This is a genomic window from Polaribacter haliotis (assembly GCF_014784055.1).
GTDB classification, from domain to species: domain Bacteria; phylum Bacteroidota; class Bacteroidia; order Flavobacteriales; family Flavobacteriaceae; genus Polaribacter; species Polaribacter haliotis.
Genome location: NZ_CP061813.1, coordinates 164,741 through 185,600, shown reverse-complemented (window position 1 = coordinate 185,600; position 20,860 = coordinate 164,741). Strand labels below are relative to the sequence as shown.

Annotated in this window: 16 protein-coding genes; 10 read left to right on the top strand and 6 right to left on the bottom strand. The window is 30.3% G+C overall.

Features of this window, described 5'->3' with window-relative positions:
- The first annotated feature begins 106 nt into the window (after positions 1-106).
- The 3 genes from uxaC to H9I45_RS00560 are packed head-to-tail and all read left to right on the top strand — an operon-like array spanning position 107 to position 3,034.
- Positions 107-1,513 (top strand): glucuronate isomerase, encoded by a 1,407-nt coding sequence (uxaC, locus tag H9I45_RS00570; RefSeq protein WP_088355238.1) that lies wholly within the window; start codon positions 107-109, stop codon positions 1,511-1,513.
- A 23-nt stretch (positions 1,514-1,536) separates the two neighbouring features.
- A complete protein-coding gene (locus tag H9I45_RS00565; protein WP_088355239.1) occupies positions 1,537-2,067 on the top strand; it encodes a toxin-antitoxin system YwqK family antitoxin in 531 nt (176 codons plus the stop codon).
- Between the two features lies 1 nt (position 2,068).
- Complete coding sequence (locus H9I45_RS00560; RefSeq protein ID WP_088355240.1) at positions 2,069-3,034, top strand: Gfo/Idh/MocA family protein; 966 nt, start codon at positions 2,069-2,071, stop codon at positions 3,032-3,034.
- A gap of 7 nt (positions 3,035-3,041) precedes the next feature.
- On the opposite strand, the gene H9I45_RS00555 is transcribed toward H9I45_RS00560, so the two are convergent.
- The 6 genes from H9I45_RS00555 to H9I45_RS00530 all read right to left on the bottom strand — a co-directional run bounded on the left by H9I45_RS00555 (position 3,042) and on the right by H9I45_RS00530 (position 9,145).
- Positions 3,042-4,133 carry a T9SS type A sorting domain-containing protein gene (locus H9I45_RS00555; RefSeq protein WP_088355241.1) on the bottom strand — a complete coding sequence of 364 codons (1,092 nt, stop codon included), beginning with the start codon at positions 4,131-4,133 and terminating at the stop codon, positions 3,042-3,044.
- A 65-nt stretch (positions 4,134-4,198) separates the two neighbouring features.
- Complete coding sequence (locus H9I45_RS00550) at positions 4,199-5,497, bottom strand: TRAP transporter large permease (RefSeq protein WP_088355242.1); 1,299 nt, start codon at positions 5,495-5,497, stop codon at positions 4,199-4,201.
- Positions 5,498-5,501: 4 nt separating this feature from the next.
- On the bottom strand, positions 5,502-5,972 hold the full coding sequence (locus H9I45_RS00545) for a TRAP transporter small permease (RefSeq protein WP_228454993.1): 471 nt from the start codon (positions 5,970-5,972) through the stop codon (positions 5,502-5,504).
- Positions 5,972-6,958 (bottom strand): TRAP transporter substrate-binding protein, encoded by a 987-nt coding sequence (locus H9I45_RS00540; protein ID WP_088355243.1) that lies wholly within the window; start codon positions 6,956-6,958, stop codon positions 5,972-5,974. The genes H9I45_RS00545 and H9I45_RS00540 overlap by 1 nt, the downstream gene beginning before the upstream one ends.
- Positions 6,959-7,002: 44 nt before the next feature.
- Positions 7,003-8,184, bottom strand: coding sequence for a mannonate dehydratase (uxuA, locus tag H9I45_RS00535; protein WP_088355244.1), 1,182 nt, complete (start codon positions 8,182-8,184; stop codon positions 7,003-7,005).
- A gap of 133 nt (positions 8,185-8,317) precedes the next feature.
- A complete protein-coding gene (locus tag H9I45_RS00530) occupies positions 8,318-9,145 on the bottom strand; it encodes an SDR family oxidoreductase (RefSeq protein ID WP_088355245.1) in 828 nt (275 codons plus the stop codon).
- Between the two features lie 304 nt (positions 9,146-9,449).
- On the opposite strand from H9I45_RS00530, the gene H9I45_RS00525 reads away from it, so the two are divergent.
- The 7 genes from H9I45_RS00525 to H9I45_RS00495 all read left to right on the top strand — a co-directional run bounded on the left by H9I45_RS00525 (position 9,450) and on the right by H9I45_RS00495 (position 20,782).
- Positions 9,450-11,108 carry a hypothetical protein gene (locus H9I45_RS00525; RefSeq protein WP_088355246.1) on the top strand — a complete coding sequence of 553 codons (1,659 nt, stop codon included), beginning with the start codon at positions 9,450-9,452 and terminating at the stop codon, positions 11,106-11,108.
- A gap of 41 nt (positions 11,109-11,149) precedes the next feature.
- Positions 11,150-15,199 carry a hybrid sensor histidine kinase/response regulator transcription factor gene (locus tag H9I45_RS00520; RefSeq protein WP_088355247.1) on the top strand — a complete coding sequence of 1,350 codons (4,050 nt, stop codon included), beginning with the start codon at positions 11,150-11,152 and terminating at the stop codon, positions 15,197-15,199.
- Between the two features lie 96 nt (positions 15,200-15,295).
- The gene (locus tag H9I45_RS00515; protein ID WP_088355248.1) at positions 15,296-15,997 is read left to right on the top strand and encodes a FadR/GntR family transcriptional regulator; all 702 of its coding nucleotides are present in this window, start codon (positions 15,296-15,298) and stop codon (positions 15,995-15,997) included.
- Positions 15,998-16,171: 174 nt separating this feature from the next.
- Positions 16,172-16,864, top strand: coding sequence for a FadR/GntR family transcriptional regulator (locus H9I45_RS00510; RefSeq protein ID WP_088355249.1), 693 nt, complete (start codon positions 16,172-16,174; stop codon positions 16,862-16,864).
- A 164-nt stretch (positions 16,865-17,028) separates the two neighbouring features.
- Positions 17,029-18,168: a Gfo/Idh/MocA family protein gene (locus H9I45_RS00505; RefSeq protein ID WP_088355250.1), complete on the top strand. Its 1,140-nt coding sequence runs from the start codon at positions 17,029-17,031 to the stop codon at positions 18,166-18,168.
- A gap of 72 nt (positions 18,169-18,240) precedes the next feature.
- On the top strand, positions 18,241-19,920 hold the full coding sequence (locus H9I45_RS00500; RefSeq protein WP_217896868.1) for a sodium:solute symporter family transporter: 1,680 nt from the start codon (positions 18,241-18,243) through the stop codon (positions 19,918-19,920).
- A 31-nt stretch (positions 19,921-19,951) separates the two neighbouring features.
- Positions 19,952-20,782 (top strand): hypothetical protein, encoded by an 831-nt coding sequence (locus tag H9I45_RS00495; RefSeq protein WP_088355252.1) that lies wholly within the window; start codon positions 19,952-19,954, stop codon positions 20,780-20,782.
- Positions 20,783-20,860 lie beyond the last annotated feature (78 nt).

Genomic DNA, 20,860 nt, shown 5'->3' with positions numbered 1-20,860 from the left:
CGATAATAATCCAATACAGGACAGAAGAATACCACAATATTTTTAACTTTACAAAATTGCAATATAATCTATAGAGATTATTTAAAATACATTGAAATTATAACTTATGGCAACTTTTCTTACGGAAGACTTTTTACTACAGAACGATTTTGCAAAAAAACTATATCACGATTTTGCGAAAGAGTTACCAATTATAGATTATCATAATCATTTATCTCCACAACAAATTGCAGAAGACACTCAATTTGAAAATATTACGCAAGTTTGGTTAGCAGGAGATCACTATAAATGGCGTGCAATGCGTGCTTTTGGTATTGATGAAAAATACATTACTGGTGATGCTTCTGATAAAGAAAAATTCTTAAAATGGGCAGAATTGGTTCCTTTTACCATTCGAAATCCGTTGTTTCATTGGACACATTTAGAATTGAAAGCTTATTTTGGAATTTCAGCACTTTTATCACCCAAAAATGCTGAAGAAATTTACGAGAAAACCAATAAAATTTTGCAACAAAAAACACATTCTGCAAATGGTTTATTAAAATTGATGAATGTAGAATCTTTATGCACAACTGATGATCCAACTGATTCTTTAGAACATCATATTGATATTCAAAAAGATGCTTCTAAAGTGAAAGCATTTCCAACTTTTAGACCAGATAAATCAATTGATGTTTCTGATTCAAAAAGCTTTAAAAACTATCTTTCAGCATTAGAAAACGTTTCTAAAATAACGATTAACTCTTATGATGATTATCTAAATGCATTACAGAAAAGAGTCGATTTCTTTCATGAAAATGGTTGTAGATTGTCTGATCATGGTTTTGAGCAAATGCCTTTTTACGAAGGGGAAAAATATAATCTTTCTTCACTTTTTGATAAAGTAACTTCCAACACAAATTTAACAGAAGACGAGGTATTATTCTTCAAAGCGAAAACTCTCGTTTCTTTAGGAAAAATGTATCATAAAAAAGGATGGACACAACAATTGCATTTGGGTGTAATTCGTAATAATAATCATCGCTTGTTAAATAAAATTGGAGTTGATTCTGGTTTTGATTCTATGAGTGATGCTTCTCAAATTAAACATTTGAGAGGTTTTTTTAATGCTTTAGATGCCACAAATCAGCTCACAAAAACAATTGTTTACAACTTAAATCCTGCTGACAATGATGTTTTTGCAACAATGGTTGGTAACTTTAATGATGGTACTATTAAAGGGAAAATTCAGTTTGGCGCTGCTTGGTGGTTTTTAGACCAAAAAGACGGAATGGAAAAACAAATAGACACACTTTCTAACCAAGGTTTGTTAAGTAATTTTGTAGGAATGCTTACAGATTCTAGAAGTTTCTTATCTTTTACAAGACACGAATATTTTAGAAGAATTTTATGCAATGTTATTGGAACAGATGTTGAAAATAGAGAATTACCAAATGATGAAGCTTTTTTAGGTAAAATTGTGAGTGACATTTGTTACAACAATGCTAAAAATTACTTCAATTTTAAAAATTAATTATATTAAACCTTAAAATAAATATGAAATTAATTGCAACCCTATCATTCACTTTTTTAGTGACATTTATTTCTATTTCTCAAACCATTGTTGAAAAATCTAAAACTGTATTAATTGAAAAAAATGGAATTAAAATTAGAACTTTTCAAAATAAACCATTGAATGGCTTTTTAATTGAAAACTATAAAAATGGTAAACCAAAAACTTGGGTTACTTTTAAAAACGGGCTTGCAAATGGTTCTTGGCAAGAATGGTTAGAAAATGGAAATTTAAGATACGATGCAAATTGGAAAGATGGCAAAGCACAAGGTTTATGGAAATATTTTCACGATAATGGGAATTTAAGGTATGAAGAATCTTATATTATGGATATTCCAAATGGAATTTCAAGAGCTTATTATAATAATGATGTTTTACAACACGACTTCTTTTTCTTAAAAGGTAAAAAACACGGAACTTGGTCTTATTATTCAGAAACAGGAATTCTTCTAAAAACTGAACTATATAATTTGGGGGAAATGATTTCTACGACTGAAAAAAAAGATAAAAAATAAAATGAAAACAATTAATTGGGGAATTATTGGTGCTGGAGATGTTGCTGAAGTAAAAAGTGGCCCAGCTTTCAACAAAGTTGAAAACTCTAAATTAGTTGCAGTGATGAGAAGAAATGCAACGAAAGCTAAAGACTTTGCAGAAAGACATAACGTTCCTTTTTGGTACACTTCTATTGAAGATTTATTAGAAAACCCAGAAATTAACGCTGTTTATATTGCAACTCCACCTTCTACACATTTAGAAATTGCAAAAAAATGTTTGCAAGCTAAAAAGTTTGTGTATTTAGAAAAACCCATCACATTAAATTATACTGAAGCAAAAGAATTAAAAGCTTTTGTAAGTAAAAATGATACAGTAGTAGTTGCACATTATAGAAGACAATTACCTGCTTTTTTAAAAGTAAAAGAGTTAATTGATAGTAATGCAATAGGAAAGATTTCTTTTGCTGATATTACCATTTTACAATCGAAAGAGAATAAAATAATCACGAAAACTGAAGCGAATTGGCGTTTAAATCCTAAAATTTCTGGTGGTGGATATTTTAATGATATTGCTCCTCATCAAATAGATTTACTATTATATTATTTTGGAGAAATAGAAACTGCAAAAGGTTTTGCTAAATCGAGTCAAAATAATGGAGTTCATGAATTGGTTAATGGAATAATAGACTTTAAAAACGGAATTCAATTTAGAGGAATTTGGAATTTTAACGCTTCAGAAAAAGACACAAAAGACGTGTGTAAAATTTATGGCGAAAAAGGAACGATTACCTTTTCTTTTTATGATGAAAAAGTAGTTTTATCAACAAATGAAAAAGAAGAAATTTTCGATTTTGAAAATCCTGTAAACATTCAAAAACCGATGATTGTAGCTACAGTAAATTACTTTTTAGGAAAAGGAAAAAATCCTTGTGATTTAGAAAACGGTGTTACTGTAATGAAGGTAATTGATGCTTTTACTAAATAAATAAATTTTATTTAACGTAACACTTTAATACTTTAGCAGTGATTGTATCTTTCTTAAAAACGATAAAATACAAACCTTTAGAAAGATTAGAAACGTCTAACTTTTCATTATTTAGCCTTTTTTCAATGGTGATTTTTCGTCCAGAAAAATCATACATTTCTATAGAATTGTAATTGTCTGAATTGGCATTTTTAAACTCCACTTCTTTAGATGAAGGATTTGGATATAATAAAATATTTTCTGCTTTCTCTTTTAATGTTTTTACATCTATATCAACAGAAAGCGTAGATGGATTTTCCTCAATACTAAAATCTGCAAATTTTACAATTTCATCCTGCAAATCTTGTTTGTTATTTAAACTTCTATAAATACCCCATTTTGGTCTTGCGAATGATGCTCCATCTTGCCAGTTATCAATCGAATTATTTGTGTAACTTAAAATAACTTGATTGGTCGCAATATTTTTAATTTCTAGCGAATAACTTCCTGAATTACTATACTTTATCGTTTCTAAAACTGAAACCCAATTTCCTCTAAATAAATCTAAATTTGCCGATTTTAAAGTGGTTTGGTTGGTTGTAGAAGTGTGTCTTAATTCTAATCTATCTGGATTCGATTTTCTTAACGTAAAAGAAATCATTGGAATGGAAGCATAAGGTCCATCAACAGATTTTATTTGATGAATATGTGTAAAACTCGAAGTTGGCTTAAAAGTATCAGAAAGTTTAAATTTCCATTTGTATTGAACAGTTTCACCTTCATCTGCTTTTATATTTTCTGGAGAATCGCCATACGTTTTTATCTCATTTCTTTGTCGGTCATCAACTCCTGCTTTACAACGATCGTTATCTGGAGAAACATGTATGTGGAATTGAAACACGTTTTTATTTAATTCTGTATCAAAAATTTGAGTAATATGTTTTCCAAAGGAAGTATGGTTACAATCTGGCACTTCCACAACATTTCTATTTGCATTGGCAAAAACAGAATTAATTAAATCGTACGTATCTGTTGTGCCATCTGCTTCCAAAATAACTTGAGCTGAAATTACTTGAAAAAGTAACATACATATTGATGTAAAAAAGAATTTTTTTTTCATAATTAAAATTGGTTAACCAATTTGGTTTCCCAAATATACATCAAATAAATAAAACAAAATGTTAATTATATCAAATCGAATTGTCTTGGCAACCAAAGTGTTAATTCTGGGAAATACGTAATTATTAATAACACTAAAATCATCACTAAAAACAAGGGTAAAAGCGGTTTGACTACTTGCTGAATTTTTAAACCAGCCACACTACAACCAACAAAGAGAACAGAACCAACAGGTGGTGTACACAATCCAATACATAAGTTCATAATCATAATAATTCCGAAATGAATTGGATCCATTCCTAAACTTGTTACAATTGGTAAAAAGATTGGTGTAAAAATTAAAACTGCTGGAGTCATGTCCATAAAAACACCAACAAATAATAGTATTAAGTTGATAATGATTAAGATTACAATAGGATTATCACTAATTGAAAGTAACGTATTACTAATTTCTTGCGGAATATTTTCATAACTCATTACCCAAGACATTGCAATGGATGTTGCAATTAAAAGTAGAACAATTGCTGAAGTTTTTACAGTTTCTAACAATATTGGAGAAATATCTTTCATCGAGATTTCTTTATATGCAAATCCTAAAACCAAAGTATAAATTACTGCAATTGCAGAAGCTTCTGTCGCTGTAAAAATTCCTGCTACAATTCCTCCAATTACAACAACCAACAACATTAAACTTGGAAAAGCCGCAATAAATCTTCTAAAAAATTCTTTAAAACCAACTACTTTATCTGTCGGATATTTTTTGATAATTGAATAAATTAAAGCAACCACCATCAATGCAAAACCAATTAACAAACCTGGAACGTAACCTGCAATAAATAAGGCTGCAATAGAAACGCCTCCACTTGCTAAAGAATACACAATTAATACATTACTTGGTGGAATTATTAAACCAGTTGTTGCACTTGTAATATTTACTGCTGCACTAAAAGATTTATCATACCCATCTTTTTCCATCATTGGATTCATAAAACCACCAATTGCTGAAGCTGCTGCAACTGCAGAGCCTGAAATGGCACCAAATAACATACAAGAAATAATATTTACAAATGCCAAACCTCCAGGCAATGGACCTACAATTGCTTTTGCAAAATTTATGAGTCGAACTGCAATTCCTCCACGATTCATAATTTGACCTGCGAGTATAAAAAATGGAATGGCAGACAATGTAAAACTATCTAACGAAGTTGCCATTCTTTGTGCCAAAGTTGTAACTGAAGGCAAAAAAGGCATTGCACTTAATAAGGTAAATAATGCTGCTAAACCAATGGCATAAGCAATTGGCACTCTTAAAGATAAGAAAACTAAAAAACTGCAAACTAAAATAAGGACTTCAACTAAATTCATAATTTTATGCTTTATTTAATTTTCTATTATTGATAAAAGTGTGCAAACTATAGTAGCAAATTAGAATTCCAGAAATAGGAACCACCATATAAATAAATCCTAAAGGAATTTCTAAAGTTGCAGATGTTTGTCCGAATTGAAAACTTAACTGGCATAAACGAATGCCACCAATTACCATTACTGTAAATGCAAAAAGAAAGGTTGATAAATAGACAATTCCATCAAAAAGATTTTGCTTTTTTGCAACTACTTTTTCTGGAATTAAATCAATTGCCAAATGCAAATGCTTTCCTGTTGCATACGCTGCTCCTAATAAACCAACCCAAATTAAAGAAAAACTCGAAATTTCGTCTGTAATGGTACTTGGGTTTTTCAAAATAAATCTTGAAAATACTTGCCAAATCACACTAAACAACATTAAGGCTAAAATAAAAAGCACTAATTTTTCTAAAATACTATCAATTTTTGCTCTCATTATTGTTCGTTTTTAATTGAAGAAATTAAGGCTTTCATTTCTGCATCGTCTTTAAACAATTCTAAAATTCCTTTGGTTTGTGCTTCAAATGGTTTTTTATCAGGATAAATTACAGTCACACCTGCTTTTTTAACTGCTTCTAAAGATTCCTTTTCAGAAGCTGCCCACAATCTTCTTTGTGCAATTGTACTTTCTGCAACAGCTTCTTCTAACCATTTTTTCTCTTGGTCATTTAATCTGCTCCAAGTATCTGTTCCAATCAATAAAACATCAGGAACTGAAGTGTGTTCATCTAAAGAATAGAATTTACAAACTTCGTAATGTTTAGATGTAAAAAAACTTGGTGGATTATTTTCTGCACCATCAACAACTCCTTGTTGCAAAGCTGTGTATAATTCTCCCCAAGAAATTGGTGTTGGAGAACCTCCTAAATCATTTACCATAGCAACTGCCATGTTACTTTTTTGGACTCTAATCTTTTTTCCTTTTAAATCTGAAGGCGATTTAATTGGATTTTCTTTCATGTAAAAACTTCTACTTCCAGCATCATAAAAAGTCAGTCCACGTAATCTAAATTTTTCACCTTTTAGCAATAAGCTCTCTCCAATTTCACTATCAAAAACACTAAAAGTATGTGCTTTGTCTCTAAACATATAAGGCACACTAAACACCTTATATTCTGGAATAAAATTCTCTAAAACTGCTGCTGAAACCTTCGTAATATCTAAACTACCAATTTGCAACAACTCTAAACATTCTCTTTCCCCTCCTAATTGACTACTTGGATAAATATTTACAATAAATTTTCCATTGGACTTTTCTTTTAGTTTTTCACCTAAAATAACCATGGCTTTGTGAACAGGATGTTGTGTGTCTAAACTATGTCCTAATCGTAAAATTTTCACATCATCTTTAGATTTGCATCCAATAAATAATATTGAAAAACTGAATAAAAAAAGTGATAAAAAAAGCGTGTTTTTTTTCATTTATTGATGTTGTTAATTACAATTAGCACAAAAATATCTTTAATTTATAGAGAACGTCTAATTCCCATTTCTAAACCTCTTAACTCTGCTAAACCTCTTAAACGTCCTATTCCAGAATAACCAGGATTCGTTTTTTTCTTTAAATCGTCTAACATTTTATGACCATGATCTGGTCTAAAAGGCATTCTTACATCTTGTCTTCCTGCTGCAATTCTTTTTTGTTGCTCTAAAACCAAAGCTTTCATAACAGCATACATATCTACATCGCCTTCTAAATGGTCTGCTTCATGGAAATTACCTTCAGCATCTCTTTTTGTTGCGCGTAAATGTATAAAATGAATTCTATCTCCTAAACGTTCAACCATTCCTGCTAAATCGTTATCTGCTCTTACTCCAAAAGAACCTGTACAAAATGTCAATCCATTATTTTTAGAAGGAACAGCTTCATATAAATCTACAATATCTTGTTCTGTAGAAACCACTCTTGGCAAACCTAAAATAGGAAAAGGTGGATCATCTGGATGAATGCACATTAAAACGCCTGCTTTTTCTGCTGCAGGAATAATTTCTGATAAAAATGAAAATAAATTTGCTTTCAATTCTTTTGAGCCAACATTATTATAAGTTGCTAAAATGGTATTGAATTCTTCCAAAGAATACCCCTCTTCTGCTCCTGGCAAACCAGCAATAATATTTCTAATTAATCTTTTTTGATCTTCTGCAGATGCGTTTTTCAAGAATTCAGAGGCTTTTTGTTTTTGACTTTCTGAATATTCATTTTCTGCTCCAGGTCTTTTTAATAAATACAATTCAAAAGCTGCAAAAGCTGCTGCTTCAAAACGTAAAGCTGTAGATTGGTCAGATACTTCGTAATCTAAATTCGTACGAGTCCAATCTAAAACAGGCATAAAATTATAACAAACGATGTCAATTCCACATTCGCCAAGATTGGTTAATGTCTGCTTATAATTTTCGTAATACTTTTTATAATCGCCAGATTTTGTTTTAATATTTTCATGAATTGGAACAGATTCTACAACAGACCAAGTCAATCCAACACTTTCTATAATCTCTTTTCTTTTGTTGATTTCTTCAACAGTCCAAATTTCTCCGTTTTTAATATGATGCAAAGCTGAAACGATTCCTGTTGCTCCAGATTGTTTTATATCTTGTAAAGAAACTGGATCATTTGGTCCATACCATCTCCAAGTTTGTTCAAGACCCATCCCAGCCTTCCCAAAGGGAAGGGGTTTGTTCGTTAATTTATTCATATTTTGTTCTAAATTCAAATTTTTTATAATTTTAAAGCAATTTAACCACAACCGTGTTTCTTCCCTTTGGGAAGATTAAGATGGGCTTCTAAACTCCACTATAAGCTGCAAATCCACCATCAATTGGCACAACAACTCCTGTTACAAATTTAGAACCTTCTCCACACAACCATAAAGTTGTTCCTACTAAATCTTCTGGTTCTCCATAACGATTCATTGGTGTTTGATCTATAATTTGTTGTCCTCTTTGTGTTAAACTTCCATCTTCTTTTGTTAATAAACTTCTGTTTTGATCGGTTAAGAAAAACCCAGGAGCTAAAGCATTTACACGAATTCCAACTTTAGAAAAATGAACAGCCAACCATTGTGTAAAATTAGAAACTGCTGCTTTTGCACCACTATAAGCTGGTATTTTTGTTAAAGGTGTAAATGCGTTCATAGAAGAAATATTTAAAACTGAACAACCTTCTCTGCCTACCATATCTTCTGCAAAAACTTGTGTAGGAATCAACGTTCCTAAAAAGTTTAAGTTGAACGTAAATTCTATTCCTTTTGGGTCTAAATCGAAAAATGTTTTAAAACCTTCTGTTTTATTATTCAAATCTTCCATTTCAAAAAACGGATTAGAAGTCGTTCCTAAAGGATGATTTCCTCCAGCTCCATTAACCAAAATATCCACTTTTCCAAAAGTATCATTTACATCCTTTTTGGCATTTACTAAAGAATCTTTTTCCAAAACATTGGCTGCAACTCCAATTGCTTTTCCGCCATTTGCATTTATTTCATCTGCAACTTTATCTGCAGCTTCTTTTCTTAAATCTAAAACAGCAATGTTGTTTCCTTCTCTTGCCAATGCTTTTGCTAAAGTGCTACACAAAACTCCTCCAGCACCAGTTAATACAATTGTTTTACTCATTCTTAAAATTCTTTTTATTTATATTTTATCAATCTATAAAATTACTTTTTATTGAAAATTTTATATCCTGTACTGTCTTGTAATGATACTTCTTTTCATTTATGTGATGATACATAAAAGGAATAATAAAATTCAATATTCTAAAAACCAGACACTTATAATAAATAATAAAATTCAATCTTTGTGATTTTTGAAATTGTTTTTTAATCAATTTAAATAATAAAAAAACACAATAATATACCTAATGTGAACTTATCCAAATACTAAAATCACTATTTTTACTTTAGTAAACCGCAATTATTTTATGAAAACTAAATATACCATTTTTTCTCTTTTAATTTTCCTTATTGGATTTTCAACTTCAATTTTTGGGCAAAATATTCCTAAAATTATCAACAATAAAAAAGTCCAAAAAGAAAATTATTTACCTGATTTTAGTTTTGCAGGATATCATAATGGAGAAAAAGAAATTCCGACTTCCAAAGGAAAAATAATTTTAGCAACTGATTTCGGAGTTATTGCAAATGATGGTTTAGACGATTCTAAAAACCTGATAAAAGCTATAAATGAAGCCAATAAAGTGGAAGGAAAAGTTACTTTACAATTACCTGTTGGTAGAATTATTATTAGTGAAATAATTTATCTTGAAAGAAGCAATTTTGTTTTAAGAGGTGCAGGAACTGGAGAAATGGGAACAGAAATTTATTTTCCAAGACCTTTAATTTATGTGAAAGACCCAGAAGATTTACAAGAATTGCGTGAATATTTATTAAAATTTGATAAAAGACAACGTGAAAAACAAAATAATATCGACTTGCCTTTTTCTCAATATGCATGGACTGGTGGCTTTATTTGGACACGTGTTCCAAAAGTAAGAGTGAAATCTTATCTTCAAAAATATGAGCAACCTTACAACGTTTTTGCAAATGTTTTAGAAGGAAAACGTGGCGAACATGTTTTTACAGTTGAAAATGCTTCAAAACTAAAAAAAGGAGACGTATTTGTTTTACAATTATTTAACAAAGATGGCGAAAAAGGGAATATTATTTCTGATTTATATCAAAATGAAAAATTAAAAATTGGTTCTCATCATTGGATGTTTCCAGATTTGCCTTTGGTAAATCAACAAGTTATTATTGAATCCATTAAAGGAAATAAAGTTACGATAAAAACGCCTTTAACCATTGACATCAAACCAAATTATAAAGCACAACTTTCTGAATGGAAACATTTAAACGAAGTTGGTATTGAGCATATAAAATTAACGTTTCCAAACGCACCAAGAGTTGCACATCATGTAGAACCTGGTTTTAACGGAATTTATTTAACTCGTGTTTTTAATAGCTGGGTTAAAAATGTAGTGATTGAAAATGCAGATAGTGGAATTTTAACAGAAGAAATTGCAAATACAACTATTAAAAATATTATTACAAAAGGAACAAATATGGCACATTATACAGTTGCAATGGCTGGAGTACATAATGTTTTGGCGGAAAATATTAAAGTGTATAACAATGCTGTGCATCCTTTAAGTTTTAATACGTTTTCTACAAAAAATGTGTATTTGAATTGTGAAGTTTTTGTAAATCCGATTTTAGACCAACATTCAGGCGCAAATCATCAAAATTTATTTGATAATATTACTGTCCATTTAACACCAAAAGAAGATAGAAGTTATCCTCTTTTTGCTGGTGGTGGAGCTGGTTATTGGAAACCTTCTCATGGTGCTTTTAGTACTTTTTGGAATATTAACGTGAACGTTTTGGGAACTTTAAACGACTCCTCTCCTATTTTGTTAAACGGAATGAAAGATGGTCCTTTCGCAAGATTAATTGGCGTTCATGGAAATCATAATTTCAATATAAATTATGGACCAAGTGCTTATTTAGAAATGACGAATACCGTTCTTGAAGAAATTCCTTCGCTTTATAAATATCAAATTTCGAAGAGATTAAAAAAATAGTTATCTTTCACTTATAAATTTAAAAGTTTTGCTCCTTATTTATGACTAAAAACATATTTCTTTTATTCTTTTTTTATTCCTTTTTTGGATTTTCTCAATCGAATGAATATCAGTTCAAACACCTTTCTACACTTGAAGGTTTATCGCAAAGTTCTGTAATTGCAATCGAGCAAGATTCATTCGGACAAATATGGTTTGGAACGAGAGATGGTTTGAATAAATTCGACGGAAATTCATTTACAATTTATAGAAATACAAGCGATGCTACTTCCATAAGCAACAACGATATCTTATCTATTTTAGAAGATTCAGACGGTTTTATCTGGGTTGGAACGTATAATGGATTGAACAAATACAATCCTAAAACTGATAGCTTTAAACGTTATTTCCACAATAATGATGGTAATTCTTTAAGTAACAATACCATTTGGACAATTACTGAAATGCAAAATGGAGAAATTTGGTTTGGAACTTCTAACGGACTTTCCATTTACAATAAAGCTAAAGATTCTTTTACGAATGTGTATCCTATTTTAAATGATGAAAAAAGCATAGCAGGAAATCATATTTTATCAATTCTTGAAGCTAAAAATAATACTATTTGGATTGGCACAAAATCTGGTTTAAGTAAATTAATTTCATCAAAAAACGGAGAATTTATTTTTGAAAATTATGGCGATTATCAGATTCAAGATTTAGCTGAAAATGAAAAAGGAGAAATACTAATCGCCTCTAAAAATAATGGGGTTTTATTTTTAAATTCTACCATAAATAAAATTGAAAATTATTTATCAGAGGAAAACAGCAAACTCGTTTTTAAAGATGTAAGAAATTTAGTTTTCGACAATAAAGGCGCACTATGGATTGGAACCTACCAAGGCTTAAATGTTTTAGACAAAAACAATAAATTATCAGTTTTAAAAAATAAAGAATATGATTCCAAGAGTTTAAGTAAAAATACGATAAAGTCTATTTTTAAAGATAAAAAAGGATCAATTTGGATTGGAGCATATTATGGAGGCATTAATCTTTGGGACGATTCTAATGTGAATTTTACAAATTTTTCGCAAAATAATAGAAACGAAAAGTTGAGTTATAATGTAATTAGTTCTATTCAGCATTATAAAAATTTGCTGTTTTTTGGAACTGAAGGTGGAGGAATTACCATTTATAATAAAGAAGACAATTCAACTAAATTTATCAATCAAAAAGAATATACTGCTTTATCTAACAACAATATAAAATCGCTTTTAGTAGTTGATAAACATTTGTTTATTGGGACTTTAGACAGCGGAATTGCAGTTTATGATATTGAAAATAATCGTTTTAAAAACGATTATATTTCAACAGGAATTTTAGGAAAATTAAAATCTTTAGGAGTTTATGCCATTGAAAAAGGTGTTGATAATTCTATTTGGATTGGAACTTTTGGTGAAGGTGTTTTCAATTATAATTTAAATTCTAAAAAGTTTGCATCTTTTAAAAATGATGTAAAAAACAATACTTCTTTAAGTAACAATTTGGTAAGAACCATAACTGTAGATTCTGAAAATAATACTTGGATTGGGACACAAAGAGGTTTGAATAAAATTGATAAATCCCAAGAAATTACACGTTATTTTTATAATAATGAAGTACAATCTGGAGACGATATTACTTCCATTTTTGAAGATATTTCGAACACAATTTGGGTAGGCACAAAATCCAAAGGACTTTTTAAACTCATTAATAATTCGTTTGTAAATGTTCCTTTAAAGGTAGAAAATGGTTTTGTTACAACCATACATAGTATTTTACAAGATGATAAAAAAAATCTTTGGATTTCTTCTAATGAGGGAATTTTAAAATACAATATCGATGCACAAACCAGTGTTGTTTACAACCAAAAAGATGGTGTTATTAGCAATGAATTTAATGATAACACAAGTTTAAAAATAGGTGCTTCTCAATTTTATTTTGGTGGTCCAAATGGTGTTACTTCCTTTAATACCAATTCTTTTATGGTGAATAATTATTCTCCACAAGTACTAATTACAGATTTTAAAATAAAACAAAATAATACCAATAAAAAGGAAACTGTTTTAGAAGAAACAACACTTTTTACTGAAGATATTTTGTTGTCTCATTCACAAGGAAATTTTACGATTCAGTTTGCGATTCCGAATTTTATCAATTCAAATAATAATACTTATAAATACAGATTAAAAGGTTTAGAAGAAGAATGGACAACCACTTCTAACAACATTGCTTCTTATACAATTCAGAATTCTGGAAACTATACCTTTGAGGTAAAAGGTGCAAATAATGATGGAATTTGGAACGAGAAACCAACCACGATCAGCATAAAAGTAAAACCTGCTCCTTGGAGAAGTTGGTGGGCATTTTTATTGTACGCAATTATTATTGCAACTGCTTTATACTTTCTAATTTCTGGCCAGCAATCTAAAACACGTTTAAAACATAAATTAGATTTAGAACTTTTAGAAAACGAAAAAATTGAAGAAGCAAATAAAGCAAAATTAGAATTTTTCACCAATATTTCTCATGAATTTAGAACACCTTTAACCCTAATTTTAGGGCCTTTAAATCAGATTTTACAAGATTATAAAGGCAGTAGTAAAATGTATAAAAAGCTGTTGGTTGTAGAGAATAGCGGAAAACATTTGCTCCAATTAATCAACAGATTGATGGATTTTAGAAAACTGGAAAAAAATCTATATCAATTAGAATCTGCTGAAGGAAACATCGTTAAATTTTTACAAGAAATCTTTTTATCATTTACTGAATATGCAAATGATGGCGATTATGAATATACTTTTCACACAACAGATGATGAGATTCTCGTTTATTACGATCGTTATAAATTAGAGCGTGTTTTTTATAATTTAATTTCGAATGCATTTAGATATACTCCAAAAAATGGTAAGATTTCTATCAGAATAAAAAAAGAAGAAAACGATGTTATTATTTCTGTAGAAGACAATGGAATTGGAATTTCTAAAGAAAATCAATCTAAAATATTCGAGCGTTTTTTCGAAATAAAAAATAAATCCGCAGAACATAAAAACTACAATAAAGGAACAGGAATAGGTTTATCTATCGCCAAAAACATTGTAAAACTTCACAAAGGAGAAATTGCTGTAGAAAGCAATAAAAATGAAAAAGGTTCTGTGTTTTCAGTAGCATTGGCTTTGGGAAGAGCTCATCTTTCTGATGACGAAATTATTAAAGACTTTAAATTTAGCGACGATGTTTCTCAATATGTAATCGAGCCAAACAAACCCATTATTTTTGAAGATGAATTAACTGACGCTATAAATGATAAGGACAAACCAACCATTTTATTAGTGGAAGACAGCAAACCTTTGCGTAAGTTTATGAAGAGTATTCTTAAAGAAACATATAATATTTTAGAAGCAGAAAATGGAAAAATTGCTCTAAAAATGGCGCAAAAATACTTACCAAATTTAATTGTTAGTGATGTAATTATGCCAGTTATGGTAGGTACAGAATTGTGTACAGAAATTAAAAATAATATAAAAACGAGTCATATTCCAGTAATTTTATTAACGTCCAGGTCTTCGTTAATTTACAAATTAGAAGGTTTGGAAAGTGGCGCAGACGATTATATAAGCAAACCTTTTGATGTAAATGAGTTTCAAATAAGGATTAAAAATTTGTTGCAAACTTCTAACAGGTTAAAAGAAAAATATGCAGGCGAAAATGATTTGAATCCGAGTGAAGTAATTATTTCTTCATTAGATGAAAAGCTTTACAAAAAAGCGTTGGAAATTGTAGAAAATAATATTTCTAATGAATCTTTTGATATTCCTTTTTTCTGTTCAGAATTGGGTGTGAGTAGAACCATGTTGTTCATTAAAATTAAAGCGTGGACTAATTTTACACCAAACGATTTTATTCAGCATTTTAGAATGAAACGTGCTGCGCAATTATTAGAACAAGGAAAAATAAACATTTCTGAAGTCAGTTATAAGGTCGGTTTTAAAAATCCGAAATACTTTAGCAAGTGCTTTTTGAAGAAATATGGCGAAACACCTACACAATATTCTAATAAATTTTTTGAGTATTAAATAATAGTTATTAAACTTGAATTTAATTTTAATCGAAATCTTTATTATTTTTTTAATTAGTTTTGCAAATCAAAAATAATTTTATTAAATCTTAATATGGCTTCAAAAACAATAAGGATTAAAGATGATGTAGAGGTTCATAATATGATCATCTTAAAAATTAAAGATTATATTAAATCTAGAAATTTAGGCCCAGGAGATAAATTACCTTCAGAAAGAGTTTTATCTGAACAGTTTAATGTAGGTAGAAGAATTGTTGGGGAAGCTATTGAAAAGCTTGAATTTTATTCTTTAGTTAAATCGGTTCCACAGTCTGGTACATTTGTTGCAAAAATTGGCAACATTGCTTTAAACTCTATTATAGAAGATATTGTAACTTTAAAAAAAGAAGATTTTCTCTCCTTAGTGGAAACAAGAATTATGTTAGAAACTAAATCGGTTTATCTAACTGCTACAAGAAGAACTGATGAAGATATAAAGAATATAGAAAAAGCATTCAATAATTACAAAACAAAAATTTTAAGTGGAGAAGATGCTCTTCAAGAAGATATGTTATTTCATTTGGCAATTGCTAAAGCAAGTAAAAACGCAACAATTAACGCTTTAATGATTCAAATTGTTCCAAATATTATTGTAACTTTTGAAAAAACACGTGTTTCTAATGAAAAAGGGTATTTGTTTGAAATAAAAAAACACGAAGCAATTCTAGAAGCAATTAAGAGTAAAAATCCTAAAGAAGCAACAAAAGCTATGGAGTTTCATTTCGAATTTCTTATAAAATTTTGTGAAGATTATTAATATTTTTATTAAATATTTATAAAGAAACAGTCTACTTAAACTCTCCTAATCATCCATTTTTCCTCCAATAAAAACGAATTTTTATATTAAATATAATATAAGTATATTTGGTACACCAATTTGGTGCACCAGTTTGGTGCGCCAAAAAATTTGCTTAAATTAAAATAAAAATTCATGAAAATTGCCATTTCAGCAACGGAAATCAACACTAAAAGTGAAAATGAAATCATTTTTCAAATTAGAGATTTAATTAATAACAAAAATATTGAACCAGGAGAAAGATTACCATCTGAAAGAATTTTGTCTGACAAATTTGGCACTACTAGAAACGATATACGTGGAGTTATACAAAAACTTGAACTCTATGGCTTATTGAAATCTATTCCTAAAAGCGGCACATTTGTAAACGTAGGTATTGTAGCTATTAATGGTATTATAGATAATATATTAAATTTAAAGAAGTCAGATCTTAAATCTATAGTTGAAACAAGGATACATTTGGAATTAAAAACAGTGACTTTAGCTGCACTGCACAGAACAGAAGAGGATTTAGAGCATTTAGCAACAACCTTAAAGGCATATAAAGATAAAGTAATGCTCGAAGGAAAAGCAGTTCAAGAAGATTTATTATTTCATTTAGCAATTGCAAAAGCAAGTGGCAATGGCACTTTAAACACAGCAATGTTGATGATAGTTCCAAATATCATTTCAAACTTTGAAAAACATCTTGTTTGTAGTAATAAACAAGCTTTTTCTGGAATTAAAGATCATTCAGATATTTTTGAAGCTATTAAAAAACAAGAAGTAGAAAAAGCAAGTAGATTAATGAAACAACATTTTAAGGTTTTGTACAATTATGATAGTTAATTGACACATCTATATTATAAGATACGAAACAAGTACAATGTAAAGTACTAGAAATGATATTTATTACCAACAGATTTAAAACAATCCAATAATATAAAGAAGTTCTCTGCTGTTTTAATTAAAGAAACGCTTGTTAGATCAGGGACAAAACCAAAAATACACTAATGGAAAAAAAGTTAAAAGTACTAATATCAGGAACTGGATTTGCTGGACAGGGTCATACAGTTGCATTTCGAGCAGTAGGAGCTGAAGTAGTAGGTATTGTTGGTCGAACACCAAGTGTAATAAGTGAGGTCGCTAATAAAATGGCTATTCCCTACTCTAGTTCAAATTGGCAGCAAGCTTTAGAAGATTGTCAGCCAGATATTGTTTCGATAGCTACACCTGGTGGTGCGCATTATGATACTATAAAACAAGCAATCGAGTTTGGATGTCATGTGTTTAGCGATAAGCCACTAACTGTCGATGGAGATTCAGCATTGGAATTATATGAACTAGCAAAACAGAAAAAAGTAAAAACAGCCTTTGCCTCTAGTTTTCGTTACATGCCATGTGTTATTCATGCAAAACGACTTGTTGCAAATGGTAAGATTGGCGAACCCCTTGAAGCTGAATTTATATCTCACTTTAATTTAGAACGAGATATTCCATTCGGATGGTCACATAGAAAAGAAGATGGTGGTGGTCGTTTAAATAATAACTTTACTCATATGATGTCTATTGCAACATCTGTAATAGGAGAAAAAATACTTTCAATAATTGGGGAAGTAAGAGACGATTTAGGGAAAGCACCAATCGTTGAAGGTGTTCACAATTTTAAAACCAGAAGAGATCATATCCCCAAAGACCTTAACAATCCCTCACTTAAATGGGGTAAAAGTAATGTTGAATGGACTTACACTGTAATGGCAAAGTTAGAAAGTCCAATAGCATCAAAGCCGGTTTCCATATTATTCAAACATGGTGGTTTAAATCCTAGATTTAATGAAGATCATATCGTTTTTTACGGCACAAAAGGGGCCATTTATATTAAAGGTCATTATGGAATGGGACCTTTATATATCTGGAATGAAAATAAAACATGGCAAGAGATGTCTTTACCTAAAGATATTGTTGAAGACCAACCAAATATTGAGGGAGATACTGAACGTAATTGGCAATACCTAGCTCGTGAATTCGTAAGAGATATTAAAGGAGAAACTTTTACTCCTTATCAATCCTTTAAAGAAGGAAGTCTTTACCAGCAACTCATAGATATAATCAGAAAGAATGAGAATTGGACGGATGTTCGTCACCTTCAATAAAAAACAAAAACTATGTTTTATGACTATTTAGTAATAGGCTTATATTTTATATTGATTCTTGCCATTGGTATTGTGTTTTCACGAATGGCAAGTAAATCTACTAGTGATTATTTTCGTGGAGGTGGAAGAATGTTATGGTGGATGGTTGGCTCGACTGCATTTATGGCACAGTTTTCAGCAGTAACGTTTACAGGTGCAGCTGGTAAAGCTTTTACTGATGGTTTTGCTATTGTTGCAGTATATATTGGTAATACTTTTGCCTTCTTCTGTGGATGGGCATACTTTGCACATCGATTTAGACAAATGAGAGTAGACACTCCTACACAAGCCATAAAAGGTAGATTTGGAGATCAAAATGAGCAGTTCTTTTCATGGGCGTTAATTATGTTTTCATTTTTAAATGCAGGTGTTTGGTTAAATGCATTAGGCGTTTTTACTAGCGCCGTTTTTGATGCGGATATATCAATAACTATTATAGGTATTGGTTTAACTGTACTTTTCGTATCAGTACTTTCTGGTGCTTGGGGAGTTGTTGCTTCAGATTTTGTTCAAACTTTGGTTGTTGCAGTTGTTTCTATAGCTTGTGCAGTAGTAGCTTTAGTAAAAGTTGGTGGCCCAGTAAATTTAGTTGAAAACTTTCCTGGAGGTTTTCTCATTGGCCCTAATATGAACTATCCTTTAATTTTATTAGGAACTTTTATATTCTTTCTGCCCAAACAAATTATTACAATGATGAATCTTCACGATTCTTTTAGATTTTTGAATGCAAAAGACTCTATTAATGCTCGTAAAGCTGCATTATTAGCTATGATTTTGATGGGTGTAGGTAGTATTATTTGGTTTATTCCTCCTTGGGCAGCAGCTACTCTGTACCCAAATGCAGCAGCGGATTATTCCCAATTAGGCAATAAAGCAGCAGATGCTGTATATTTAGTATTTGCTCGTAACGCAATGCCAATAGGAACTGTTGGATTATTAATGGCTGGTCTTTTTGCTGCTTCCATGTCTTCAATGGATTCCGCCCTTAATAAAAATGCTGGAATTTTTATTCGAAGTATCTATCAACCTTTTTTAGCTAAAAGGAATAAAGAGACCAGCGATAAGAAATTGTTACGAATTAGCCAACTGGTAAGTTTTATAAGTGGAATTGGAGTTATAACAGCTGCCCTTTATTTCGCGTCGCTAAAAGAACTTAGTTTGTTTGAATTAATGATGTCTGTTTCTACCATGGTTCAGTTGCCAATGATGGTTCCGCTAGTAGTAGGGATTATTGTGAAAAAAACTCCACAATGGGCACCTTGGGCTACAATAGTGGTAGGTTTTTTTGTTTCTTGGTTTGTTATGAATGTATTTACTGCAGAAGTTTGCGCTTCAATGTTTGGGATTGAAAATCTTACCCAGAGAGAAATTATTGATATGAACATTATTCTTACTATTGCTGGCCATGTATTTATTACTTCTGGATTTTTCTGGGCAACATCATTATTTTACAAAGAAGCAAAAGATAAAAATAAACTTGGCACAGATCGTTTTTTTAAAAATTTAGAGACTCCTTTTATTGCAGATAATCAACAAGATGAATTCGATGTTCAGCAACGACGTAAATTAGGTAACATGGTAATCGTTATGAGTGCAGGAATTTTATTAATGGCTCTTATTCCAAATCCTTTTTGGGGTCGTATGATGTTCGCAATTTGTTCAATTATTATTTTCTGTATTGGTTTTTTATTAAAACGTAGCGCCAAAAATTAAATGTTTTCAAGTTAATAATCAAGATTGCATTATGTATATAAAAAAACTATCTCTTTTTATATTTCTTATACTAGGCTTAAATTCTTGTAATCATAAGAAAGTAAAACTTACAAATGGTTTAGATAAATCTGCTGGTAACGTTCCTGCATATATTATATCAACACCCATAGCAACCTATTATTTAGAAAAAAATGGAGGCGGTTTATCGAGTATGCTTGATAAAGATAATGTGGATTGGATTGGATTTCATAATAAAGCAGGTTCTGGTCATAAAGGCGAATATCGAGGATTTCCAAATGCTATTCATAAGCAAGATGGCAGTTATTTTCATGCTATGAATGCCAAAACTGATCCATCGAATTCTATTGTAGAGATAGAATCTGAAAAACATATTCGTATTAAATTTATTTCGGATAATAAAAAATGGGAAGGACTATGGGATTTCTATCCAGATCGTTGCGATTTTTCTATGATAAAAATAAGCAAAGGTTATAAATATTGGGTACAATACGAAGGTGTTCCAGGTGGGAAAATGGATAACACAGATTTTTGGTATTCATCTTTAGACAATAAACAACACCCAATTACTGAACCTTTTCTTGGTGATTTACCATCTCCAGAATGGATAGCTTTTGGTGATAAAAACTCATCGAGAATGTTGTACGTTTTACATCATGAAAATGATAATTTTCCTGATAACTATATAAGCCGACCAGATATGACAGTACTTGGTTTTGGTCGACAAAATGGAAAAAAAACATCCAAACACCTAACTACAGCTCAAACTTTTTCTATAGGTTTTGTAGAATCTAAAAAATATTATACAATCGACAATGTTATTAAAAATCTTATTAAGAAATAAATATTTATTACAAGAAAGCAAAATAATAATTATATATTTGGTGCACCAGTTTGGCGCACCAGTATTAAACCGATGAAA

Coding starts and splice junctions, on each gene's coding strand:
- uxaC (WP_088355238.1), top strand. CDS start 107: ATGGCAACTTTTCTTACGGAAGACTTTTTACTACAGAACGATTTTGCA.
- H9I45_RS00565 (WP_088355239.1), top strand. CDS start 1,537: ATGAAATTAATTGCAACCCTATCATTCACTTTTTTAGTGACATTTATT.
- H9I45_RS00560 (WP_088355240.1), top strand. CDS start 2,069: ATGAAAACAATTAATTGGGGAATTATTGGTGCTGGAGATGTTGCTGAA.
- H9I45_RS00555 (WP_088355241.1), bottom strand. CDS start 4,133: ATGAAAAAAAAATTCTTTTTTACATCAATATGTATGTTACTTTTTCAA.
- H9I45_RS00550 (WP_088355242.1), bottom strand. CDS start 5,497: ATGAATTTAGTTGAAGTCCTTATTTTAGTTTGCAGTTTTTTAGTTTTC.
- H9I45_RS00545 (WP_228454993.1), bottom strand. CDS start 5,972: ATGAGAGCAAAAATTGATAGTATTTTAGAAAAATTAGTGCTTTTTATT.
- H9I45_RS00540 (WP_088355243.1), bottom strand. CDS start 6,958: ATGAAAAAAAACACGCTTTTTTTATCACTTTTTTTATTCAGTTTTTCA.
- uxuA (WP_088355244.1), bottom strand. CDS start 8,184: ATGGGTCTTGAACAAACTTGGAGATGGTATGGACCAAATGATCCAGTT.
- H9I45_RS00530 (WP_088355245.1), bottom strand. CDS start 9,145: ATGAGTAAAACAATTGTATTAACTGGTGCTGGAGGAGTTTTGTGTAGC.
- H9I45_RS00525 (WP_088355246.1), top strand. CDS start 9,450: ATGAAAACTAAATATACCATTTTTTCTCTTTTAATTTTCCTTATTGGA.
- H9I45_RS00520 (WP_088355247.1), top strand. CDS start 11,150: ATGACTAAAAACATATTTCTTTTATTCTTTTTTTATTCCTTTTTTGGA.
- H9I45_RS00515 (WP_088355248.1), top strand. CDS start 15,296: ATGGCTTCAAAAACAATAAGGATTAAAGATGATGTAGAGGTTCATAAT.
- H9I45_RS00510 (WP_088355249.1), top strand. CDS start 16,172: ATGAAAATTGCCATTTCAGCAACGGAAATCAACACTAAAAGTGAAAAT.
- H9I45_RS00505 (WP_088355250.1), top strand. CDS start 17,029: ATGGAAAAAAAGTTAAAAGTACTAATATCAGGAACTGGATTTGCTGGA.
- H9I45_RS00495 (WP_088355252.1), top strand. CDS start 19,952: ATGTATATAAAAAAACTATCTCTTTTTATATTTCTTATACTAGGCTTA.